Consider the following 17,836-nt stretch of genomic DNA (forward strand, 5'->3'; position numbering starts at 1 on the left):
TTTTATTGAACGAATTTTTCGTCTGTTTCGATTATTTTTTCGGTTTCTGAATCATCCGTTTTCTGCTCACCTGCCGCTTCTGCAGCCGAATCCGGAACAAATGTCTCAAAACTGAATTTTGTTTTTTTATCAATTTTAGCCTGAGCAGGAAGAACCCTGTCCGCAGCCCAAAGATAGCGTATCAACTCTATTCCAGCCCAGACTCCGCAGACGGCCGTGATACCGACCATAGTATTTGCCTTGTTTTGCAAGTCAAGCAGCCTGTCCTTGTCGCCCCGCCCCTGCATATAAGCGTTATTTTCGGCCGTAAATTCACCAAGATAGTAAAAAGTGAATGGAAGCGAGCAAATCAAAGCAGTATATGCAGTATACATCCATCGCCGGCGTTTGTCGATGTTGGCAGCACGGTCAAAAGGCTTGGCGTTCACGACAAGATTCGCGCCGTCAAAGGCCCTTCCCTCCGGGATCTGGAAAAAAGCGATGTTGCTTGAATCAGAATCATCTTCTTTTATCTTAGGAACTGTAAAAACGCCCAAAACGGATTTTCCATTGACCTCAAGCTGGGCAAAAGGCTGTTCTTTTGTTACAGGAGCCTGATTCAGACCATAAGTATGGAAAACACCATCACGATATTTTTTAAGATGGATATGAGCCAGCGCACTGACTTTCGGAACAAGATTCGCATGAATAAAAAAATGGCTGTCATCAGTGAACGAATAGGAAAAAGCCATTTGCTCATATTCGGGAGCCTCTATTGTAATGTGATGAAGCCCCGACTCTTCAACTGTTTTATTATTAAAATGACCGTCCGGCCTGCTCAATGAAAACACAACGCCGTCAATCGAAACTTTTGCAAATTTTGCGATTTCTTTCGGCTCAATATCAAATTCAAGAAGAACTGGAAGAGCGTTCGCGATTTTTGAATCGAGGCTGCGTGCTATGGAATTTGCCATAGGCATCAAGTCACTGAGAAGCCCGACTTCTGTGACAGTTCCCATAATCTTACCGCCAGGATAAATGCGCAGATTGGTCGTGACGGAACAATAATCTCCGTAACATGTTATCTCGCCGGTGACTAGGCCGTTGATTTTTGCGCCTGTCGCCTCCTGCTCGAAAGTCCAGGAAGTGAATCCGGCTTCCATAGCATCCTTAGACGGAGCAAAAAGTGCCGTAGAATCATTTTTATAAAGGACGACATCCTCTGTCACGACCTGATTTTTCTCATCGACCCGGAAAAACTGAAAAGGCAGCTGGAAAGGGAAAAACGCATCCGGGCTTTGCTTTTCCTCAACTTTTGCCCCTTCCGCAATTTCTTTTTCACGCTGAATTTTAGGCTCTGACTCTGCTTTTGCTTTTTTTACATTCTCAAGGTTTTCGTCAATCTTGATTTCAATTTCGCGGATTTTTTTCATCTGCTCACGGATTGCCTTCGTCAAAGACCTTGGACTTGTTTTTGTGAGGACGAGGGAATCCCTTGTCTTGTACTCCTTTGAAAGCTGAAGGAACAAGGAAAGCCTTTCCGTCTGCAGCTCATTTAACTTCCGGTCAAGTCTCTCAGTCTCAGGAATCGTTCTGACTTCCTGATTCGCAATTTGCTCAACGATAAGCTGAGGCAAAACCTGAGCCGCCTTTTCAGAACTCTGAGTACGGCTCTGCGACTGCTTAAAAGAAAATTCCATCACGCCGAGCGTCCAGTCATCAGCGACAGCTTTAAATAGAGAGAAATTGATTATAAATAAAACACCCAGCTTTTTAATGATTCTATTCATAAATCAGGAATTCAATTGAAAACTGAAAATTGAAAGTTGAAAACTATCTTCCTTCAATTTTAACTTTCAATTTTCCGTTTTTCGTTTTCAATTTACAGATCGTCGTCTTCGTCATCACCGCCAACAGGAAGGCCCTTCCACTGAGCCTGCAGGAAGCTGTCGATGAACTGGTCGATGTCACCGTCCATTACGGCCTGAATGTCGCCGACCGAGAACTTGGTGCGATGGTCTTTGACCATTGTGTACGGCTGGAAAACATAAGAACGAATCTGGTTGCCCCATGAGATGTCCTTTTTCTCAGCACCGAATTTTGCCGTCTCCTTTGCACGCTCTTCTTCATAGTGAGCGTAAAGTTTTGCCCGCAAGAGGTTCATACAAGTCTGGCGGTTCATAATCTGGCTTCGCTCGCTGTCGCACTGAACGACGATGCCTGTCGGAATATGAGTGAATCGAACGGCAGAGTCGGTTTTGTTTACATGCTGGCCACCCTTTCCGCCTGAACGGTAAGTGTCTACGCGCAAATCTTCCGGCCGGATATCGACTTTGATTGTGTCATCAAGAATCGGGAAGATGAAAACCGAACTGAACGATGTGTGTCGGCGAGCATTCGCGTCAAACGGACTGATTCGAACCAAGCGGTGAACGCCCGCCTCGCCCTTCAAGTGGCCGTAAACATAGTCGCCTGTAATCTGGATTGTGGTGGATTTGATTCCGCCCTCGTCTTCCTGTAAATCAACAGTCTCAAGCTTGTAGCCGTGTCGTTCAGCCCAGCGGATGTACATTCGCGAAAGCATGTAAGCCCAGTCACAGGCCTCCGTGCCGCCCGCTCCCGCATGAATCGTAAGGAAACAGCCGTTTTTATCGACTTCACCCGAAAGAAGGTTAAGAATGCTCTGCTCTTCAAACTTTTTCTGGCAGGCTGTAAGCTCGGAGCGGACTTCTTCCTCAACTGAATCATCTCCGCCCTCTGTTCCAAGCTCGTACAAAGTCTTGATGTCGTCAATCTGCTGCATAAGCTCGCGCCATGGCTCAACGCGCCCCTTCAGGAGCTTAAGGTCGTTCATGACTTTCTGAGCTTTTTCGGCATCATTCCAGAATCCTTCTGCGGCAGTGAGTTCTTCTGTTTCTTTTATTTTTTTGTCGATTGCAGGCGCGTCAAAGACGCCCCCAGACATTTTTGATATCTTCTTCGAGAGTTGCGATTGGTTCTTTGAGTTCTTCTAACATCAGTTGCTCCTAAAAATTAATTTTGCTTTGCTCCGAACACGCTTCGTTTCCACTGCTTGTGCTTCAGTTCCGTGACGGCGAAATTTGAATTCACCGGAAACTGATAAATTCTGAGGGTGTCGTAATAGTCAGTGACGGAATCAATCTCGCGTTTAAGAGATGTAAGCTGGGCTTCGTTAATCTGCATACTTTCCCAACAAGCCTTCTGTACTTTTTTAAAGCTGAACCGACTTAAAATTTCTGCGATTGACTTCGCACTGTCGATTCCGCCCGGATCTAAAACTACGGATACAAACATTTATATAGAATAAAACATCGTCTTTATCTTGTCAAACCGCCCTTTTTGCTGCAAAATAATAATATGAGCTTGATTTCAAGGCAGCTGGCAAAACCATTTTTCCTCGTTTTCCTCACGATTTTTCTATCTTTTACCCATGCACAAAAGATTACGACAAGGCCAGTTTGCACTTCAATCAGCGCGCAAAAAACCGGTGTCAACAAAATTCAGGTTGCCTGGAACATTCCTTCCGAATTCAACGCGGCGAGCATAGCCATTTTCCGCTCGACAAGCCAGATTCAGCAAAAGTCCACAATTTCCGCCGAGAAGCCGGTTGCGGAGCTTCCTGCACACAGCACAAGATACACGGACACGCTCAAGCATTTCGGGGATTATTACTATGCGGTCATTGCGCGTGATAAGAACGGAGACCTTTACAACATCCTGCTCCCGACAGTCAACGCCACGGTAAAGCCAGTCTCGCTGATTCCGCCGGACGATTATTTTGAAGTTGCGGCTGAGCCAGATGAGCAGTACACGCCAGGTTTTCTGAGAGAACTTCCGCTTCCCTACCTCGACTTAATCTCAGATTTGGACATAAAAGCCACTCCAATGACGGCAAAGGCAAATCTTGCGGCCACAGAACTCGCCGGAAAATACGCGGTCAAAAAGCCAAAGCTTCTCAATCCTTTCATTTTTGAAGAAGACATGATTGTTTCTCCACAGGGAGATGATTTTTTCCTTTTTGAATCGCTAAAAAATTACTTTATCCAGAACGACTACAAAGGCTCCGTAAAGGATTTGTGCAAATTCCTTGCAATCACGAGGGAGCCGCAGGTTACGGCAAGGGCAGTTTTTTACCTAGCCGAGTCTCAGTATTACTGCCACAATTACAGAAAAGCCTTGGAACTCTTCCTTTTTGTTGAGGATGAATTTCCAGAGCTTTCAAAAAAGTGGATTGATTCCACACTCGATTTTTACAGGATTCCAGAAAAATATTAGGCGAAGTTGCAGGATTTCCTAAAACTTTTCAGGCTTTTCAAATCCAAAGCACCCAAGCCCAAAGCAAACCTCGCACCACGCACTTTCCTTAGCTCTTCAAGCCACGAATAAGCTCAATAATCGCCGGTGTCTTGACCAGCCCCATCTCGCGGGCATCAAGTTTCTTCTGTTTTTCGTCTTCTGGCAGGATTCTCTTTCCGTTCTCGCCGGCTGCAGGCGAGTTGTCGGCAATCTGCGCATCCTCCTCGCTCTTTTCGTCCGGGCGGAATTTCACAAGGACTTCATCACCGACATTAACGCGGTCATAGAATCCGTTCTGCTCCAAAATGCCCTGAGAAATTTCCTCGCCGCTTCGGGTAATTTTTATGGTTCCGAGATGATTTTTCTCTTCGTAAGTTACGCCCAATCCCTTGTCGCTTGTGGTGATTTTTCCGGCCTTGATTACATCAAGCACGACATCCTTTTTCATGCCCTCGACTGTTCCCAAATCAACGAGAATGTCGTTAACGCTGCGCTGGATGATTTTTCCACGAACAGGAAGCATGTCGAGCAAATCACGGCGGAAAGCCCTCAGGACAGATGCGAATTTATCGTTTCCAGTTCTGAAAGAAGAAAATTTTGTGGTCTCGGTGCCGGTTCTTGCTGAATAAACCGTTGCGCCCAAAGTGATTTCACGCTCGGTCTCGTCAATGTCAAGAATAACAAAATAATCAAGGTTGTTCTTGCGAGCCAGCCTGTAAGCCTCACCATAGCCGGAAACAGCACGGTTTTCCAAAGAAACGGAAGTAGATGCGATTCCGGTGAAAATGTCAGCGCACATTCCGGCGGCAATTTCCTCGGCATCACAATGAAGAAGCTGCACAGGAGATTTTGTGTAATAAAGGCCGATGTTCCATCTTGTCTTGTCGAGATAGAACGGGTCTACATTCCATTTTGCGGCGAGCGAATATTTCATAAGGGATTCGTAAGCCTCAATCGTATCGTTGACCTTTTTCTGCTCGGCTGTGAGCTTAGTTTTCTCAGCACCCTCATCCTCATCCTTTTCCTGATTCTGCTTGATGAATTTGAGCTGATTGAGATAATTCTCGTTCAAACCTGTGTTTCCCAAAAGACGGGCAAATTCCGATCGTGCGCCATCATCAAACGGATTGATTTTGAGTGCTCGCTGATACTCGTAGCGGGCCTTTTCGCCGAAATAAGATTTTGTATATTCGCGGGCTTTCTGAACATGAAAGGAAGCCCATGCAGCCCGCCGCTCGTCCTCGACAGGGAGTTTTTTCATTACAAGGAGTTCCAGACCGCTTCTCATAACCTCATCATAAGGATTGATTGAGAGAGCCATTGACCATGTATCGATTGTTGATTTCCAGTCGCCCTTTCTGTTCTGTGCGAGGCCCTTCAAATACCAGGCTTCTGTGATGTTACGGTTCCTTGAAATGAGGTAATCGCACATATCAACGACATCATCGAATTTTTTCTGTGAATAAAGAATTGAGCTTAAAAGGACATAAGCCTTTGTGTATTCAGGATTTATCTGAACGGCCGCCCTAGCCCGCTTTTCTGCCTCACCGAAATTTCCGCGTTTTGCCTCAAGATATGATGCAAGATAGTGAACTTCACTCTCCCCTGAGTGGTAGCGCAAAGCCTGCTCAAGATATTTCATTGCAGTATCGTGATTTCCAAGTTCCGCACTGATTAATGCGAGAGAAAGAAGAGCCTTTCGGTTGTTTCCCTGCCGCTTTAGGGCATCCTCATACTGATTTTTTGCGCCGATAAAACTTCCGCTGAACAAATCAAGCTCGGCAAGGCCAAACCGTGAGTCAATATCATTTGGATATTTTTTAAGGATGTCGGTGAAAACTTTCCGTGCATCATCAAGCCGTCCCAAAGCGATAAAAATCAGGCCTTTGAGATTCTGAATATCAGTCCTGTTTTTTGCATATTTGTCGGCTTCCTCAAGATAAGTGAGCGCAAGTGTATAATCGCCGATTGCATAAGTCACCTGCGAAAGATGGAACCAGGCATCTCCGTAAGCCTTATTCACCTGCAAGGCCTGCTGGAAATCTTCGGAAGCACCGTAATAATCCTCAATATTCTGCTTCTGCACACCTGAGTCAAAATATTTGAGTGCGCTCTGACTTTCACCAAAAGCAGACACAGAAAGAGAAAAAATAAAAAAAAACGCAAAAATTTTTGAAATCAACTTCATATCTCTTCAATTATCGGTAAATTCAAAACCACAGATTACAAAGTTTTACACAGATAAAAATTCCCCTACACATGCAAACTCCTAATTCCTAACTGCTCATTGCTAACTGCTCATTGCTAATTGCTAATTCTCAATTTCATCCGGTTTTTTAACAACCTTTATCAAATTGACCCGGTGGCCTTCCATGTCCTGCACGATGAAGTCAAAATTATCGTATTCAATCTTCTCGTATTTGACAGGAATACGCCCGAACAAATCAAGCACGAATCCGCCGAGCGTATCAAAATCTTCCGTCGGGAACTGGCTTTCCAATGTTTCGTTGAGGTCGTCCAAATCCACGCGCGCGTCGCAAAGCCATACATTTTCGCCAAGAGAAACGATGTCTTCCTTTTCGTTGTCGAACTCGTCCTGAATGTCGCCGACAATCTCTTCGATAATATCTTCCATGCAGACAATGCCGGAAATGCCGCCGTACTCATCAATCGCAATCGCAATATGCTGGTGTCGCCGCTTAAATTCGCGCAGAAGTCCGTCGATTTTCTTTGACTCAGGAACAAAATATGCTTTTTTAGTGATTTTCTGCAAGTCAACCTTTTCTTTTTTGCTGAACGCCTTGAGGATGTCCTTTACATAGAGAATTCCGGTTACATTGTCGATTGACTCGCTGTAGACTGGGAAGCGTGAGTGACCGCTTGCCGCAATTTTTTCCAATAATTCTTCTTCGGGCGTGTCAATTGAGATAAAATCAACATCAATTCGAGGAATCATGACTTCCTTAACGGTAGTTTCAGACAAATCCTCGATGCCCTTAATCATGTCTTTTTTCTCTTCGATGAGAATTTCTTCTTGTGCCCGATCCAAGTCAGAGCCTTTTTCTGACCTGGCGGCGTTACTGGAGTGATAGTCCTCGTCTTTCTTTTTTCTGAATTTAAATAGTCCCATAAAATTTCCTAAATTTATATTTTTTACCACGAATTGCACAGTAATCGGTGAAAATCAATGCAATCCGCAGTTTATTTATTCTTCTACCAGAACAACTTCATCCAACTCATGCAAGATTTTTTCCTGCAGGACAAGCATTTCGTCAGTAGGCTCTTTGCCCGGCTCGATATGCTCTTCACCGTGGTCGTAACCGTTAAGGTGCAGGACTCCGTGAATCAAAAGCCGCTTGAGTTCCTCGTTCTCGCTGACCCCGAAATACTCCGCGTTCTTAGGCAAAGTATCCAGAGAAATTGCGATGTCGCCCGCCTGAAGCCACTCACCTTCATCATCGGTGTATTTTGTGCCGTTCTCAAATGAAAGAATGTCGGTAGGCGAATCAATGTTTCTGTACTGACTGTTGAGCTGCTGGATTGCCATGTCATTGCAGAAGAGAATTGAAACTTCCTCGCCGTTTTTTCCAATCTTTTTGAGGACTTCAATCACAAATTTTCCTATTTTGTTCTCATCGAGCCATGAAGGAGCTGTAATTCCGCCCTGAATCGAAACCATAATTCTGTTTGCCATTATTTTTCTCCATCCCTTGTATCTTTTGCTTCTTTTGTATCTTTATTTTCTGAATCAGACTTAGACTCAGAAGAATCAGACTTATCCTTGTCGCCTTTGTTTTCAGAAGAAGCGGACTTGTCTTTTTCTGAATCACCTGTAGCGTCAGGGTCTTTCTGGTTCTGATATTTTATTCTTCCGTGATAGTAAGCCGCAAGAATCCGCACGAATGTATCACGGATTTTTGTAAGCTCACCAAAAGTCAATGCAGAATTATCAAGCTGACCGCTCTCAATTTTTTTGTTTATCAAATCCTGAATGAATTTTTCGAGTCGCTGTGCCGTAGGTTTTTCAAGAGACTTACATGCGGCCTCACAGACATCAGCAAGCATGACGACAGCACTTTCTTTTGAAGCCGGAGGATTTCCTGGGTAAGAATAATCTTCCGGGATTACATTCTCGTCCTTTTCCTTGGCTTTATTATAGAAGTAAGTGATTACGCTGTTTCCATGATGCTCGGCAATGATGTCTATGATTGATTTCGGAAGCCTGAGCTGATGGGCTTTTTCAACGCCAAGCTTGATATGGCTCTTGATTACAGAAACTGAAAGCGACGGGTTCAGGTCAGTGTGCTTGTTGGCCGTGTCAATGTTGTTCTCCGTGAAATATTCGGGATGCTCCATTTTACCGATATCGTGATAATATGCGCCAACCCTGGCCAAAAGCGCGTTCGCTCCGATTTCCTTACAGGCATTTTCGGCAAGCTGAGCGACCATCATACAATGCTGGTGAGTTCCGCTGGCAGTAAGCAGAAGTTTGCGCAAAATCGGGGTGTTCTGATCGCTCAAATCCATGAGGCGGAAGACCGAAGCCGTATTCATGATTGACTCAAGCGGTGTGAGGAAGCCAAGAACAAGGATTCCAGAAAGGAATGAATTGAGGGCAAGACCTGGGAAGATAAAGACAGAATCGTTGAAGTCAGCATTGAACATGACTTTAAGGAATATGATGAACACAACGCTGAGGACAGCCTGCATGATTGAGGCAAAAACCATGTCAATTCGACGCTCGATTTTCATTACGATGCGTGCCGAAGAAATGCAGACAGCAAGCGTGTACAATGTAGGAACAATCTGGAATGAAGAAGCACCGAGGACTCCGAGCGCAAGCAAAGAGCCGAAAAAGATTGCCGAAGTCTGTCCGAAAAGAATTGCTACAAGGAAAGCAGAAAAAACGGAAGGAATCATGACTGGAAGGGTGTACGGATTCTGGAAAATAGCGTTCTTCATGCCGAAAGATGTCGCAAAGAACACGATGACAAAAAGAATGCACTCCAATATCACTTCCTTAATCTCAACTTTTTTACGAAGCAGCACTGGATTGAAAAGTACAATCCAAAGCACGGAAAGAAGTATTAAATAGAGAACTTTGTCGCAGAAAGCACGGTAATCAACATAGACCGGTGAATCCGCCATCTTCTGCAGCTTAAAGTATTCCTCTTCCGTAATAGGAAAGCCTTTTTTGATTATCCGCTCACCCTTTTCGATTGAAACAGGATACTGAATGTCTTCTGGAAGAGATTTTGTTGCCACGATATCCTCGAAGGCAATCTGTCCGACCTCATATTTTTCAAGTGAGAAAGATGCAAAAGTCTCGGTTGTGTTTGCATCATACCAAAGGATTGCAGTTGCCAGTGCGAAGGTAACGAAAAAGGCACATATAAAGCTCCAGTTCCGCGAAATGAAGCGGCCTATCGAGCTAAAGAAGACTGAGACTCCAGCCTCTTCTTTTTTTTCATTTTTACTCATTTTTTAACTCCATTTGAATGTCCAAAAAGGACATTGCTATTACTGTTCATTATGGGCTTCATTCTCATAAGCCTGAACAATTTTTCTGACCAGCTGGGAACGCACTACATCACCTCCAGAAAGATGAATCATGCTGATTTCCGGGATTTCATTAAGAACCCTCATCGCATGAACCAGCCCCGATGTAAAACGCCTCGGAAGGTCAATTTGCGTTGTATCTCCTGTAATAAAAACTTTCGCGTTCTCTCCCATACGCGTAAGGAACATTTTCATCTGTTCCGTCGTTGTGTTCTGCGCCTCGTCAAGGATTACGGCACAGTTATTCAAAGTGCGTCCCCTCATATAAGCCAGAGGTGCCACTTCTATGATACCATTTTCTGTAAGCTTATGCACTATTTCACGAGGCAGGCAGGCATTCATCGAATCATAAAGAGGCCTCAAATACGGATTTATTTTATCCTCCAAATCACCAGGAAGGAATCCAAGGCTCTCTCCGGCCTCAACGATTGGACGAGTGAGCACAATCGAGCTTATTTTTTTTGAGAGCACGAGGTTCAATGCCTCAGCGACCGCAAGGAAGGTTTTTCCGCTGCCCGCAGGACCTTCCGCGAAAACCAGATCATTTCTGCGGAAAGCCTTTACCAGCTCCGCCTGATTTCTTGTCTTCGGATAAATTTTCCGGGTGCTTCCGGGAATTGAAATCGCATAACGGCCGGCATCAAAATCAGTGTCAGCCACGCCATGCACGAAACCTGTATTCAAAATAGAATGAATTAAATCAGAAGAAGAATCACCAGTGTCTGAAATTTCATCGACAATACGGTCAATAATGAATTTAAATTCCTGCTGAATATGAGGATCTTCCTCGTCAATAGAAATTTCGTTTCCCCGCGTAAAGACCGGCACACCTATGTGCTTCTCAATGAGTTTCAAATTGCTGTCGTTAGTGCCGCAGACCCGCGAAAGCAAATCGCCGTCAGCCAGCACGATTGTATATTCAGAATTCACTTATTTAATATTAACCTTAAAATCACTTTCATGCAACTGACAATCATCAGCAAAGACTCAGATAAAATTCACATTAAATTTTAACAAAATTCACTTAAAAAAGTTTGCAATCTAGTTTCTTTGGGTTTATTATATTAAATACACATTAAAAAATAATTATTTACTATTAGGAGCGAAATTTTATGGCAAATTCAGAAAAACCTCGTGTTTTGGCAGTTATCTTGGGCGGCGGTAAAGGAACAAGGCTTTACCCACTTACAAAAGAGCGCTCCAAACCGGCAGTACCATTTGGTGGAAAATACAGAATCGTAGACATTCCTATCTCGAACTGTATCAACTCAGGCTACAAAAAGATTTATCTTCTCACTCAGTTCAACTCAGCATCTTTGCATCATCACATCACGAACTCATACAATTTCGACCGTTTCTCAAAAGGATTCGTCGAAATTCTCGCTGCAGAGCAGACACTGGAGCACTCAGGCTGGTTTGAGGGAACAGCCGATGCAGTACGAAAGAACTTCATCCACTTCAAGTCACAGAATCCTACTCATTACATCATCCTTTCCGGCGACCAGCTCTACCGCATGGATTTAAAGGCTTTCATGGACAGCCATATCGCAAGCGGAGCTGACATCACAATTGCAACCACAGCCGTAAACGAGCGAGACGCAACAGGTTTCGGCATCATGAAGATTGACACCAAGCAGGCAATCACAGAATTCATCGAAAAGCCTTCCGTTGATGTGCTCAAAAGCGGCAACTGGAAAATTCCTGAGAAAGCACGCGGCGACCTTCCCAAAGAAAAAGAATATCTCGCATCAATGGGTATCTACATCTTCAATGCAAAGGTAATGGAAGAAGCCCTGGACAACGAATTCACAGACTTCGGCAAGGAAATCATTCCTCGTGCCATCAAAAACAAGAAAGTCAACTCATACATCTTCGACGGTTATTGGGAAGACATCGGTACAATCCGAAGTTTCTACAACGCAACGCTCGACCTCACACAGCCTCTCCCGCCGTTCAATTTCTACGATGCTGACGCTCCTATTTACACTCACATGCGAAACTTGCCGCCACCAAAAGTCAACGGTGCGCCACATATAGAGGACAGTCTCCTTTCAGAAGGATGTATCATCAACTGCAAGTCAATCAAGAAATCTGTCATCGGTGTACGAAGCATTCTCAACGAAGGAACGGAGCTTGACGGCGTAATTTCAATGGGTGCGGACTTCTACGAAAACGACACAAAGAAAAACGAAAACGAACAGTCTAAACGCCCGAACATTGGCATCGGCAAAAACTGCAAGATTGCAAGGACAATCATCGACAAGAATGCCGCAATCGGAGACAACTGCCGAATCAATGTTGATGGCAAAAAATATCCTGACGGCGAGAACAAGCTTGCTAACGGCGTATATTTCTACAGCTCAGACGGAATCATCGTAATCCGAAAAGGATCAATCATTCCTTCAGGCACGGTAATCTAATTTGCCGTCAATGTTCGACAAGCTGGGCGACCTGCTCAGCGATGCTCTCGAAAAAGGAGAGCTTCCAAAATCCGAGGACAAGCCTCACGACGAAAGCGTTGAAGCGACATTCTCGGATTTTAATTTTATTGCCAAAAAAAACGAAGATAATTCTCAACAAAAAGAACGGACTGGTTCCGCTCAAAAAGAATCAGGTGAGGCATCGTCTTCAAAAAAAGATTTCTCAGTTCCGCGTAGCTTACCCGAAAATGTCAGGAACGCATTTACCTTCATTAACATTCCGGAAGCAGCGGATTTTGACGAAGCAAAAAAAATCTACCGCGAAAAGCTCATGTATTACCATCCTGACAGGCGCAATGACAATCCTGTACTCCAGAAAGTCGCCAAAGAAAAGACCGCAAGGCTTTTAAAGGAATGGGAAATAATCGAGAAATGGTACGCAAATAACGGATAAAAATTAAAAATTCATGTCCAGGACAAGCTGAACTTCAGTTGTTGAGCTTCCAAGCTCTCTTGCTATTTCCTCAACAGAGTGACCTGCAAGATGAAGGTCCTTCACAAGCCCGGCAAAACTCTGCTGTGGCTGGATAGGCTCATCCGCATAGGTAACATTTCCGCCGATTACAGGAACGGAAGCATAAGAAGAGCCGTCAGATTCGACCGTAAATGTAGTTCCCGCATCAGAAACAATCCGTCTTGAATCCTCGGCGGCCGCCTGCTCAAACAAGTCCCCCTGCTCCTGCGTAACTGGCTTTTTTACCTGACGGAAGCCCTCATCGGTCAGCTCATAGCGGTTTGCCGACTGCAAGCCTGCCGAAATATTCTGATTGCGAAGATACTGCTGTGCAGCACGGCCAGGACCTGCAAAGCCACCCTGAGACTGGAACTGTTTTTTAGACTGCACCACGGAATCAATTTTGTTCTGATATGAAAGGTTAGCTTTCTGAACCTCAATCTCACGGCGAGCCAGCTCCACATGCCTGTCAGCCTCGGCAACAATCACTTTGAGCTGCTTGATTCTGTCCTCGATAAGCTCAATGTTGCGGCCGGCATTATGGTTGATGTCGGAAATCATTTTTTCCATCTGGTCCCGAGTAGAAGCAATGATATCCTCTGTAGAGAAAAGTTTTCTGAATTTCAAAAAAAATACGCACCAAAGGCAGAGATTTAAAACACAAAAAAAAGCTGCTATAAAAATAACCATCATTTCGTCCTACCTTTCAATGTTTATATGAATGCCAAGATAAGACTCCCGGATTTCTGACTCCTTTTTCGGAGCCTCTTCATTCTGCTGCTGTCCTCTTCTTTTTCTTCCGCCCTGACCATAAGCAGAGCCAGAATTCTGCCCTTCATCATTGATGCCGGTTGATTTTGCCTCATTGTCAGCAGCTTTATGAACCTGAGCCGCTTTCTCCGCGTTCTGCTGGATAATTCTTGACTCCTGCAACTGCTGAGCAAGGACTGCTCCCTGCTGCTGGTGAGAAACCGTGCGGGCAACATTATTCATGTTGGCATACATTGTCTGAAGGTCAAGAGGAGAAACACCCATTAACTGTAGCCCTCCGGTCCTTTGACATCATCGAGATTAGGCTGCTCATATTTGCCGCGGCGGACAAATCCATCCTCGTAGAAGAAAGTGACACCCTTAGTGTCAGCACGAACTTCATCCTTTTCATCACGGACAAAAATCTTTACGCCGGAATAAACCGTTCCCTGAGCATAAACCTTTCCGATATTCTTAAGCTCACGCAACCTTGCCTGAATCCGCTCGATTTCTTCGTTGTACTGAATATTTTCTTCGATGATTTCGTTCTTTTGCTCATTCAGGTTTATAAGGCTCTCTTCCTTTTCTTTAGGAAGTGATTTTCGAACCTTTTTCATGTTCTCAAGAGTCGCGATGTTGAGTTCCAAGTCATCGAGAATCTTAATATTGTTGTTCTGGTTTTCAAGAAGCTCTTCAAGTCGTTTCTTTGCACGAGGATCAAAGCCGACCGAAATGACAGTCTCTGTACCACCGCCCTCAGAACCGATATTCTTTGCGATTACGGCCTCTGTCGCGAACAAGTTTCCGCCAGTAATCTGAGCACGCTTTCCGTTGAGGATAATCTTCTTTTGTGCAGAAACCTCGCTGTTCATGATTGAGTCCGTTACGATGATATTTTCCTCGACCTGAACCGTCGTGTTCTGAATGAATTTTGCCCAAAGTGAGCCACCGCAGACAATTTTGCCTTCATCACGGCCGATGATACCGGAAGAAACGATGATGTCACCGTCAGATTCAAGAGTACATTTGCCGACCGTTCCGGAAACTTCGATATTGCCTGAAGCCTTGACATTGAAGCCGTCCTCGACAGCACCTTTGACAACGACTGTTCCGAGGAAAGTGATGTTACCTGTCTTGATATTAACGCCCTCGACTTCCATGATAGGCTCAACACAGATTTTATCATTGATAAGAAGAACCTGACCGTTTGCATCGGCAAGGATTGTGCGTCCGTCAGTATCAACACGGACATTCTTTCCGAGAGGAAGCTGAATGTCACGGCCGTTCTTAGCCTCAAGATAGCGTCCGTAAAGCGTTTTGCCGGCTTTGCCCTGCTCCGCAAGCATTTTCTGTGCAAGAGGCTGACCTGCGACGACATTCTGAATAAGGTTAAGCTCCTTGAAGTCAACCTGACCGTTAGCAGCCTGTTTTGCCTTGATTTTAGATCGGTCTGTCTCGAAGTTGTATGTGATATAGGCATCCTTTCCGTCAACAGGAAGGACAGCCTCAGCCACGACAACCGGCTCATTGTATTTTGGTTTGTCAATCAAAGCCTGGATTTTCTCATCGGAAATACCGGCAACAACACCCTGCTGGGTAAGGGCTTTTTTTATCTGCTCGACAGTAATATCCGCGCCGCCCAATGACGGAGGATTTATAGTGGCAGTTGCCTTCATCTCATCGCTCGTAACATCGATTACGAAAATAGCATCTGCTGAAGGCTCATGATTGTATTCACCGATAATCTGATATTCATCATCAGAACCATTCTTAACGATTGAGCGAACAAGATCAGCATCAAAATTCTTTGTGTCAGGACGGTTCAGATCCTCAAGGACAACCTCTGGGTCAACATATTTGCCATCACCAACCGGCATAGTAACTTTGAGCATGATGTCCGTTCCAAAATGATGAATGAAGTATTCTCCGTCCTTTGAAATGATTTTCTGAATATCTTCTTCGTCCTCGGATTCGATAATCTCGCCGTTCTTTCCGACAACAACTTTTTTGACTGTATCAGGATTCTGGTAAATTTTAAGGCACCACGGCTTTTTTGCAATTCCCATAAATCCGTCGAATCCACGCTCAACAACTTCGTACTCAAGGTTCGCTACCCTAGTATCAAACTGGACTGCAGCATCAGCAAGAGCTTCGTCAAGAGTATCTGCACGAACCTCAATAAAATTGATGCTCTTATCCTTTGAGAGAAAGCCGGCCATATCCTTGCGAATAGCTTCTAGTGTTACCATTTTTTAGAAAATTCCCTTTCTGAAATTAGTAAGCTTGGCTCGCAGATGCAAGTTTGCGTTTGAATGAAGCTGCGATATGCGAGACTCAGACACATCGAGAACCTGACCGATTTCCTTGAAAGTCAAATCCTCGTGATAGTAAAGGACAATGACCATCTTTTCTTTTTCGGGGAGCTCATTTATTGCCTGAATTATAACTTTTCGGATTTCCTCACGCTCTACCTGCACATCAGGATTGAGGCTCTGAGGAGACTCGATTGAATCGCCGATTGAAAGATGATCAGAATCATCGCCGGAATACCAGACATCATTTAGTGAAAGAACGCTAGTTCCGCTGACCTTCATGACAGTATGCTGATATTCCTCAAGACTGAGGTTCATTTCCTTTGCAATTTCTTCGTCCGTGGCAGGGCGGGAAAGCTTGGATTCAAGATCAGAGATAACATCCTCAATTTCACGGGATTTCTGACGGACAGAACGCGGAACCCAGTCAAGCTGACGCATTTCATCAAAAATAGCTCCACGGATTCGCGTAACCGCATAAGTCTTGAATTTTACTTTTTTATCCAAATCATACTTGCTGATTGCATCAAGAAGACCGAACTGACCGAAACCGACCAAATCATCAAATTCCATGCTGGCAGGAAGACCGACAGAAACTTTGCCGGCAACATATTTAACCAAAGGCATGTATTTTCGGATGATTTTATCTCTGAGGGCAGAAGACTTTGTTTTTTTGAACTCCTCCCAGAGTGCATCCTCTTCTTCATCATTTATAAATTGTGTTTTTACATTATCCATATTCACACCTTTTAGTTATTATCCTGTGCAAGCAATGTCTGAATAGCCTTCGCCATGACATTCGTATCGCCGCTGACAGGCTGTTCTTTCATTTTTGAGCCGCCAGTAGCGAATTCCGTGTCGGTAACAACCTCAGCCGGAGAATCCAGTTCGGATGCCGTGCCTCCAGATGCCTCCTCAATGCCCATGCTTCCAATATCAGGAAGCTCATCAAGCGACTCTTCCCCACTAGGAGCAGAAGCCGCCGGAGAAGCATGAGGCGCAGGAGAATCAGAAACCGCAGGCTGTGCAGCACTTTCACCAGAGGCACTTCCAAGACTGACAGGTTTAAAAGAAGATTCCTGCGCTGGAGAAGAAGGCGCGGCGGCCGGATTTTCGGCGGCACCAGGCTCTGGGACCGGCTCAGAAACTTCTGGCTCAGGCCTGTAAACAGGAGGCTCAGTTCGTTTTTCGTGCAAATCAGCATGATTTGTGGCAATAGTAAACTTTGGAGACATTCCTTCATCAACAAGATTTGTGTCGTCCACAACAATGTTTACGACTCCCCCAACAGGCCTTGAGGGCGCAACATCACCGTCCACGGAAAAACCGTTGCTTTCATTTGAGAGGAATTTTTGATATACGAATGTAATTCCGATGCACATGACCCCGAACAAGAGGGCGAAAATCAACGCCCTTATCAAGACATGAGAAAAATTTACACCAGAAACAAGTCCTATAAAAAAAGACAAGAAAAACCCGATGCAACTACAAAAGCATATATTCTTCGGGTTTATCATAATATCCTCCCATTTATAATTTTAAAGCAGAAAAATCATTAGGTCAAGTTTTTTAAATTATATTAACCTTTTCGCAAGAATTTTTTAAGGAAGCTTGAGACGCCTTCGCTTGTTCCTGTATCGTTCTTCTCAATGCGACCGACTATATGCTTTATACACTGAGCCGGCTTTGAAGTCGGATTAACAACAATAAAAGGCTTCTGACGAATGACCGATGCCTGAACTACCGGATCATCATAAACAAAGCCGATGTAATCAACTTTCTTGTTAAGGAACTGTCCGGCGATGTTGATGATTCGCTCGGAGATTCGTTTGCCCTCATCAGCGGAGTGAACGCGGTTTACGAGCAGCTTGATGTTCATCTCCCGGTCAACAAGTTCCGTAGTGATGATTTTTATGATTCCGTAAGCATCGGTGATTGCAGTAGGCTCCGGAGTTGTGACTACATAGACCTCATCAGCGGCGGCA

General features: G+C 44.6%; 17 protein-coding genes. 3 read left to right on the plus strand and 14 right to left on the minus strand.

Features of this window, described 5'->3' with window-relative positions; translation table 11 throughout:
• Window positions 1-2 precede the first annotated feature (2 nt).
• The 3 genes from IJJ71_RS05390 to IJJ71_RS05400 form a co-directional block, all read right to left on the minus strand.
• Entirely contained in the window at window positions 3-1,769 is a 1,767-nt protein-coding gene (locus IJJ71_RS05390) for a hypothetical protein (RefSeq protein WP_296845785.1), read from the minus strand.
• Window positions 1,770-1,861: 92 nt separating this feature from the next.
• Window positions 1,862-2,996, minus strand: a protein-coding gene (prfB, locus tag IJJ71_RS05395; RefSeq protein ID WP_296845787.1) for a peptide chain release factor 2 whose coding sequence is annotated in 2 segments (ribosomal slippage) — window positions 1,862-2,926 and window positions 2,928-2,996 — 1,134 coding nt in all. Because the reading frame shifts where the segments join, the coding sequence is not laid out codon by codon here.
• A 16-nt stretch (window positions 2,997-3,012) separates the two neighbouring features.
• Window positions 3,013-3,294 (minus strand): CRISPR-associated endonuclease Cas2, encoded by a 282-nt coding sequence (locus IJJ71_RS05400; RefSeq protein ID WP_296845788.1) that lies wholly within the window; start codon window positions 3,292-3,294, stop codon window positions 3,013-3,015.
• 63 nt (window positions 3,295-3,357) lie between these two features.
• Between IJJ71_RS05400 and IJJ71_RS05405 the strand changes: the two genes are divergently transcribed.
• Window positions 3,358-4,275, plus strand: a complete 918-nt coding sequence (locus IJJ71_RS05405) for a tetratricopeptide repeat protein (protein ID WP_296845789.1) — start codon at window positions 3,358-3,360, stop codon at window positions 4,273-4,275.
• An 88-nt stretch (window positions 4,276-4,363) separates the two neighbouring features.
• Here the strand turns inward: IJJ71_RS05405 and IJJ71_RS05410 are convergent, their stop codons facing one another.
• From IJJ71_RS05410 to IJJ71_RS05430, 5 genes are all read right to left on the minus strand, one after another.
• Window positions 4,364-6,484: a tetratricopeptide repeat protein gene (locus tag IJJ71_RS05410; protein ID WP_296845790.1), complete on the minus strand. Its 2,121-nt coding sequence runs from the start codon at window positions 6,482-6,484 to the stop codon at window positions 4,364-4,366.
• 123 nt (window positions 6,485-6,607) lie between these two features.
• Entirely contained in the window at window positions 6,608-7,426 is an 819-nt protein-coding gene (locus tag IJJ71_RS05415; RefSeq protein ID WP_296845791.1) for a hemolysin family protein, read from the minus strand.
• Between the two features lie 75 nt (window positions 7,427-7,501).
• The gene (ybeY, locus tag IJJ71_RS05420; protein WP_296845792.1) at window positions 7,502-7,990 is read right to left on the minus strand and encodes an rRNA maturation RNase YbeY; all 489 of its coding nucleotides are present in this window, start codon (window positions 7,988-7,990) and stop codon (window positions 7,502-7,504) included.
• Window positions 7,990-9,777, minus strand: coding sequence for an HD family phosphohydrolase (locus tag IJJ71_RS05425; protein WP_296845794.1), 1,788 nt, complete (start codon window positions 9,775-9,777; stop codon window positions 7,990-7,992). The genes ybeY and IJJ71_RS05425 overlap by 1 nt, the downstream gene beginning before the upstream one ends.
• Before the next feature lie 39 nt (window positions 9,778-9,816).
• Complete coding sequence (locus tag IJJ71_RS05430) at window positions 9,817-10,785, minus strand: PhoH family protein (RefSeq protein ID WP_296845795.1); 969 nt, start codon at window positions 10,783-10,785, stop codon at window positions 9,817-9,819.
• A gap of 182 nt (window positions 10,786-10,967) precedes the next feature.
• On the opposite strand from IJJ71_RS05430, the gene IJJ71_RS05435 reads away from it, so the two are divergent.
• Both IJJ71_RS05435 and IJJ71_RS05440 read left to right on the plus strand, forming a co-directional pair.
• Entirely contained in the window at window positions 10,968-12,275 is a 1,308-nt protein-coding gene (locus IJJ71_RS05435) for a glucose-1-phosphate adenylyltransferase (RefSeq protein WP_296845797.1), read from the plus strand.
• 10 nt (window positions 12,276-12,285) lie between these two features.
• Window positions 12,286-12,729, plus strand: a complete 444-nt coding sequence (locus IJJ71_RS05440; protein WP_296845799.1) for a J domain-containing protein — start codon at window positions 12,286-12,288, stop codon at window positions 12,727-12,729.
• 3 nt (window positions 12,730-12,732) lie between these two features.
• Here the strand turns inward: IJJ71_RS05440 and IJJ71_RS05445 are convergent, their stop codons facing one another.
• From IJJ71_RS05445 to IJJ71_RS05470, 6 genes are all read right to left on the minus strand, one after another.
• Window positions 12,733-13,359 carry a hypothetical protein gene (locus IJJ71_RS05445; protein WP_296845801.1) on the minus strand — a complete coding sequence of 209 codons (627 nt, stop codon included), beginning with the start codon at window positions 13,357-13,359 and terminating at the stop codon, window positions 12,733-12,735.
• 129 nt (window positions 13,360-13,488) lie between these two features.
• Window positions 13,489-13,824 (minus strand): hypothetical protein, encoded by a 336-nt coding sequence (locus tag IJJ71_RS05450; RefSeq protein WP_296845803.1) that lies wholly within the window; start codon window positions 13,822-13,824, stop codon window positions 13,489-13,491.
• Window positions 13,824-15,788: a FapA family protein gene (locus IJJ71_RS05455; RefSeq protein ID WP_296845805.1), complete on the minus strand. Its 1,965-nt coding sequence runs from the start codon at window positions 15,786-15,788 to the stop codon at window positions 13,824-13,826. The genes IJJ71_RS05450 and IJJ71_RS05455 overlap by 1 nt, the downstream gene beginning before the upstream one ends.
• 3 nt (window positions 15,789-15,791) lie before the next feature.
• The gene (whiG, locus tag IJJ71_RS05460) at window positions 15,792-16,589 is read right to left on the minus strand and encodes an RNA polymerase sigma factor WhiG (RefSeq protein ID WP_296845807.1); all 798 of its coding nucleotides are present in this window, start codon (window positions 16,587-16,589) and stop codon (window positions 15,792-15,794) included.
• Between the two features lie 11 nt (window positions 16,590-16,600).
• Window positions 16,601-17,320, minus strand: coding sequence for a hypothetical protein (locus tag IJJ71_RS05465; protein ID WP_296845809.1), 720 nt, complete (start codon window positions 17,318-17,320; stop codon window positions 16,601-16,603).
• 110 nt (window positions 17,321-17,430) lie between these two features.
• Window positions 17,431-17,836 (minus strand): P-loop NTPase family protein (locus IJJ71_RS05470; RefSeq protein WP_486389615.1); only part of this gene is annotated, 406 nt, incomplete at its 5' end.

Origin of the sequence: Treponema sp., assembly GCF_017430385.1 — a bacterium.
Taxonomy (GTDB): Bacteria; Spirochaetota; Spirochaetia; order Treponematales; family Treponemataceae; genus Treponema_D.

Bases quoted from the DNA above. Each gene is read 5' to 3' on its own strand.
- IJJ71_RS05450 (WP_296845803.1), bottom strand. From the start codon at position 13,824: ATGGGTGTTTCTCCTCTTGACCTTCAGACAATGTATGCCAACATGAAT.
- IJJ71_RS05440 (WP_296845799.1), top strand. From the start codon at position 12,286: ATGTTCGACAAGCTGGGCGACCTGCTCAGCGATGCTCTCGAAAAAGGA.
- IJJ71_RS05415 (WP_296845791.1), bottom strand. From the start codon at position 7,426: ATGGGACTATTTAAATTCAGAAAAAAGAAAGACGAGGACTATCACTCC.
- IJJ71_RS05390 (WP_296845785.1), bottom strand. From the start codon at position 1,769: ATGAATAGAATCATTAAAAAGCTGGGTGTTTTATTTATAATCAATTTC.
- IJJ71_RS05425 (WP_296845794.1), bottom strand. From the start codon at position 9,777: ATGAGTAAAAATGAAAAAAAAGAAGAGGCTGGAGTCTCAGTCTTCTTT.
- IJJ71_RS05455 (WP_296845805.1), bottom strand. From the start codon at position 15,788: ATGGTAACACTAGAAGCTATTCGCAAGGATATGGCCGGCTTTCTCTCA.
- IJJ71_RS05410 (WP_296845790.1), bottom strand. From the start codon at position 6,484: ATGAAGTTGATTTCAAAAATTTTTGCGTTTTTTTTTATTTTTTCTCTT.
- IJJ71_RS05405 (WP_296845789.1), top strand. From the start codon at position 3,358: ATGAGCTTGATTTCAAGGCAGCTGGCAAAACCATTTTTCCTCGTTTTC.
- IJJ71_RS05435 (WP_296845797.1), top strand. From the start codon at position 10,968: ATGGCAAATTCAGAAAAACCTCGTGTTTTGGCAGTTATCTTGGGCGGC.
- ybeY (WP_296845792.1), bottom strand. From the start codon at position 7,990: ATGGCAAACAGAATTATGGTTTCGATTCAGGGCGGAATTACAGCTCCT.
- IJJ71_RS05400 (WP_296845788.1), bottom strand. From the start codon at position 3,294: ATGTTTGTATCCGTAGTTTTAGATCCGGGCGGAATCGACAGTGCGAAG.
- IJJ71_RS05445 (WP_296845801.1), bottom strand. From the start codon at position 13,359: ATGGAAAAAATGATTTCCGACATCAACCATAATGCCGGCCGCAACATT.
- whiG (WP_296845807.1), bottom strand. From the start codon at position 16,589: ATGGATAATGTAAAAACACAATTTATAAATGATGAAGAAGAGGATGCA.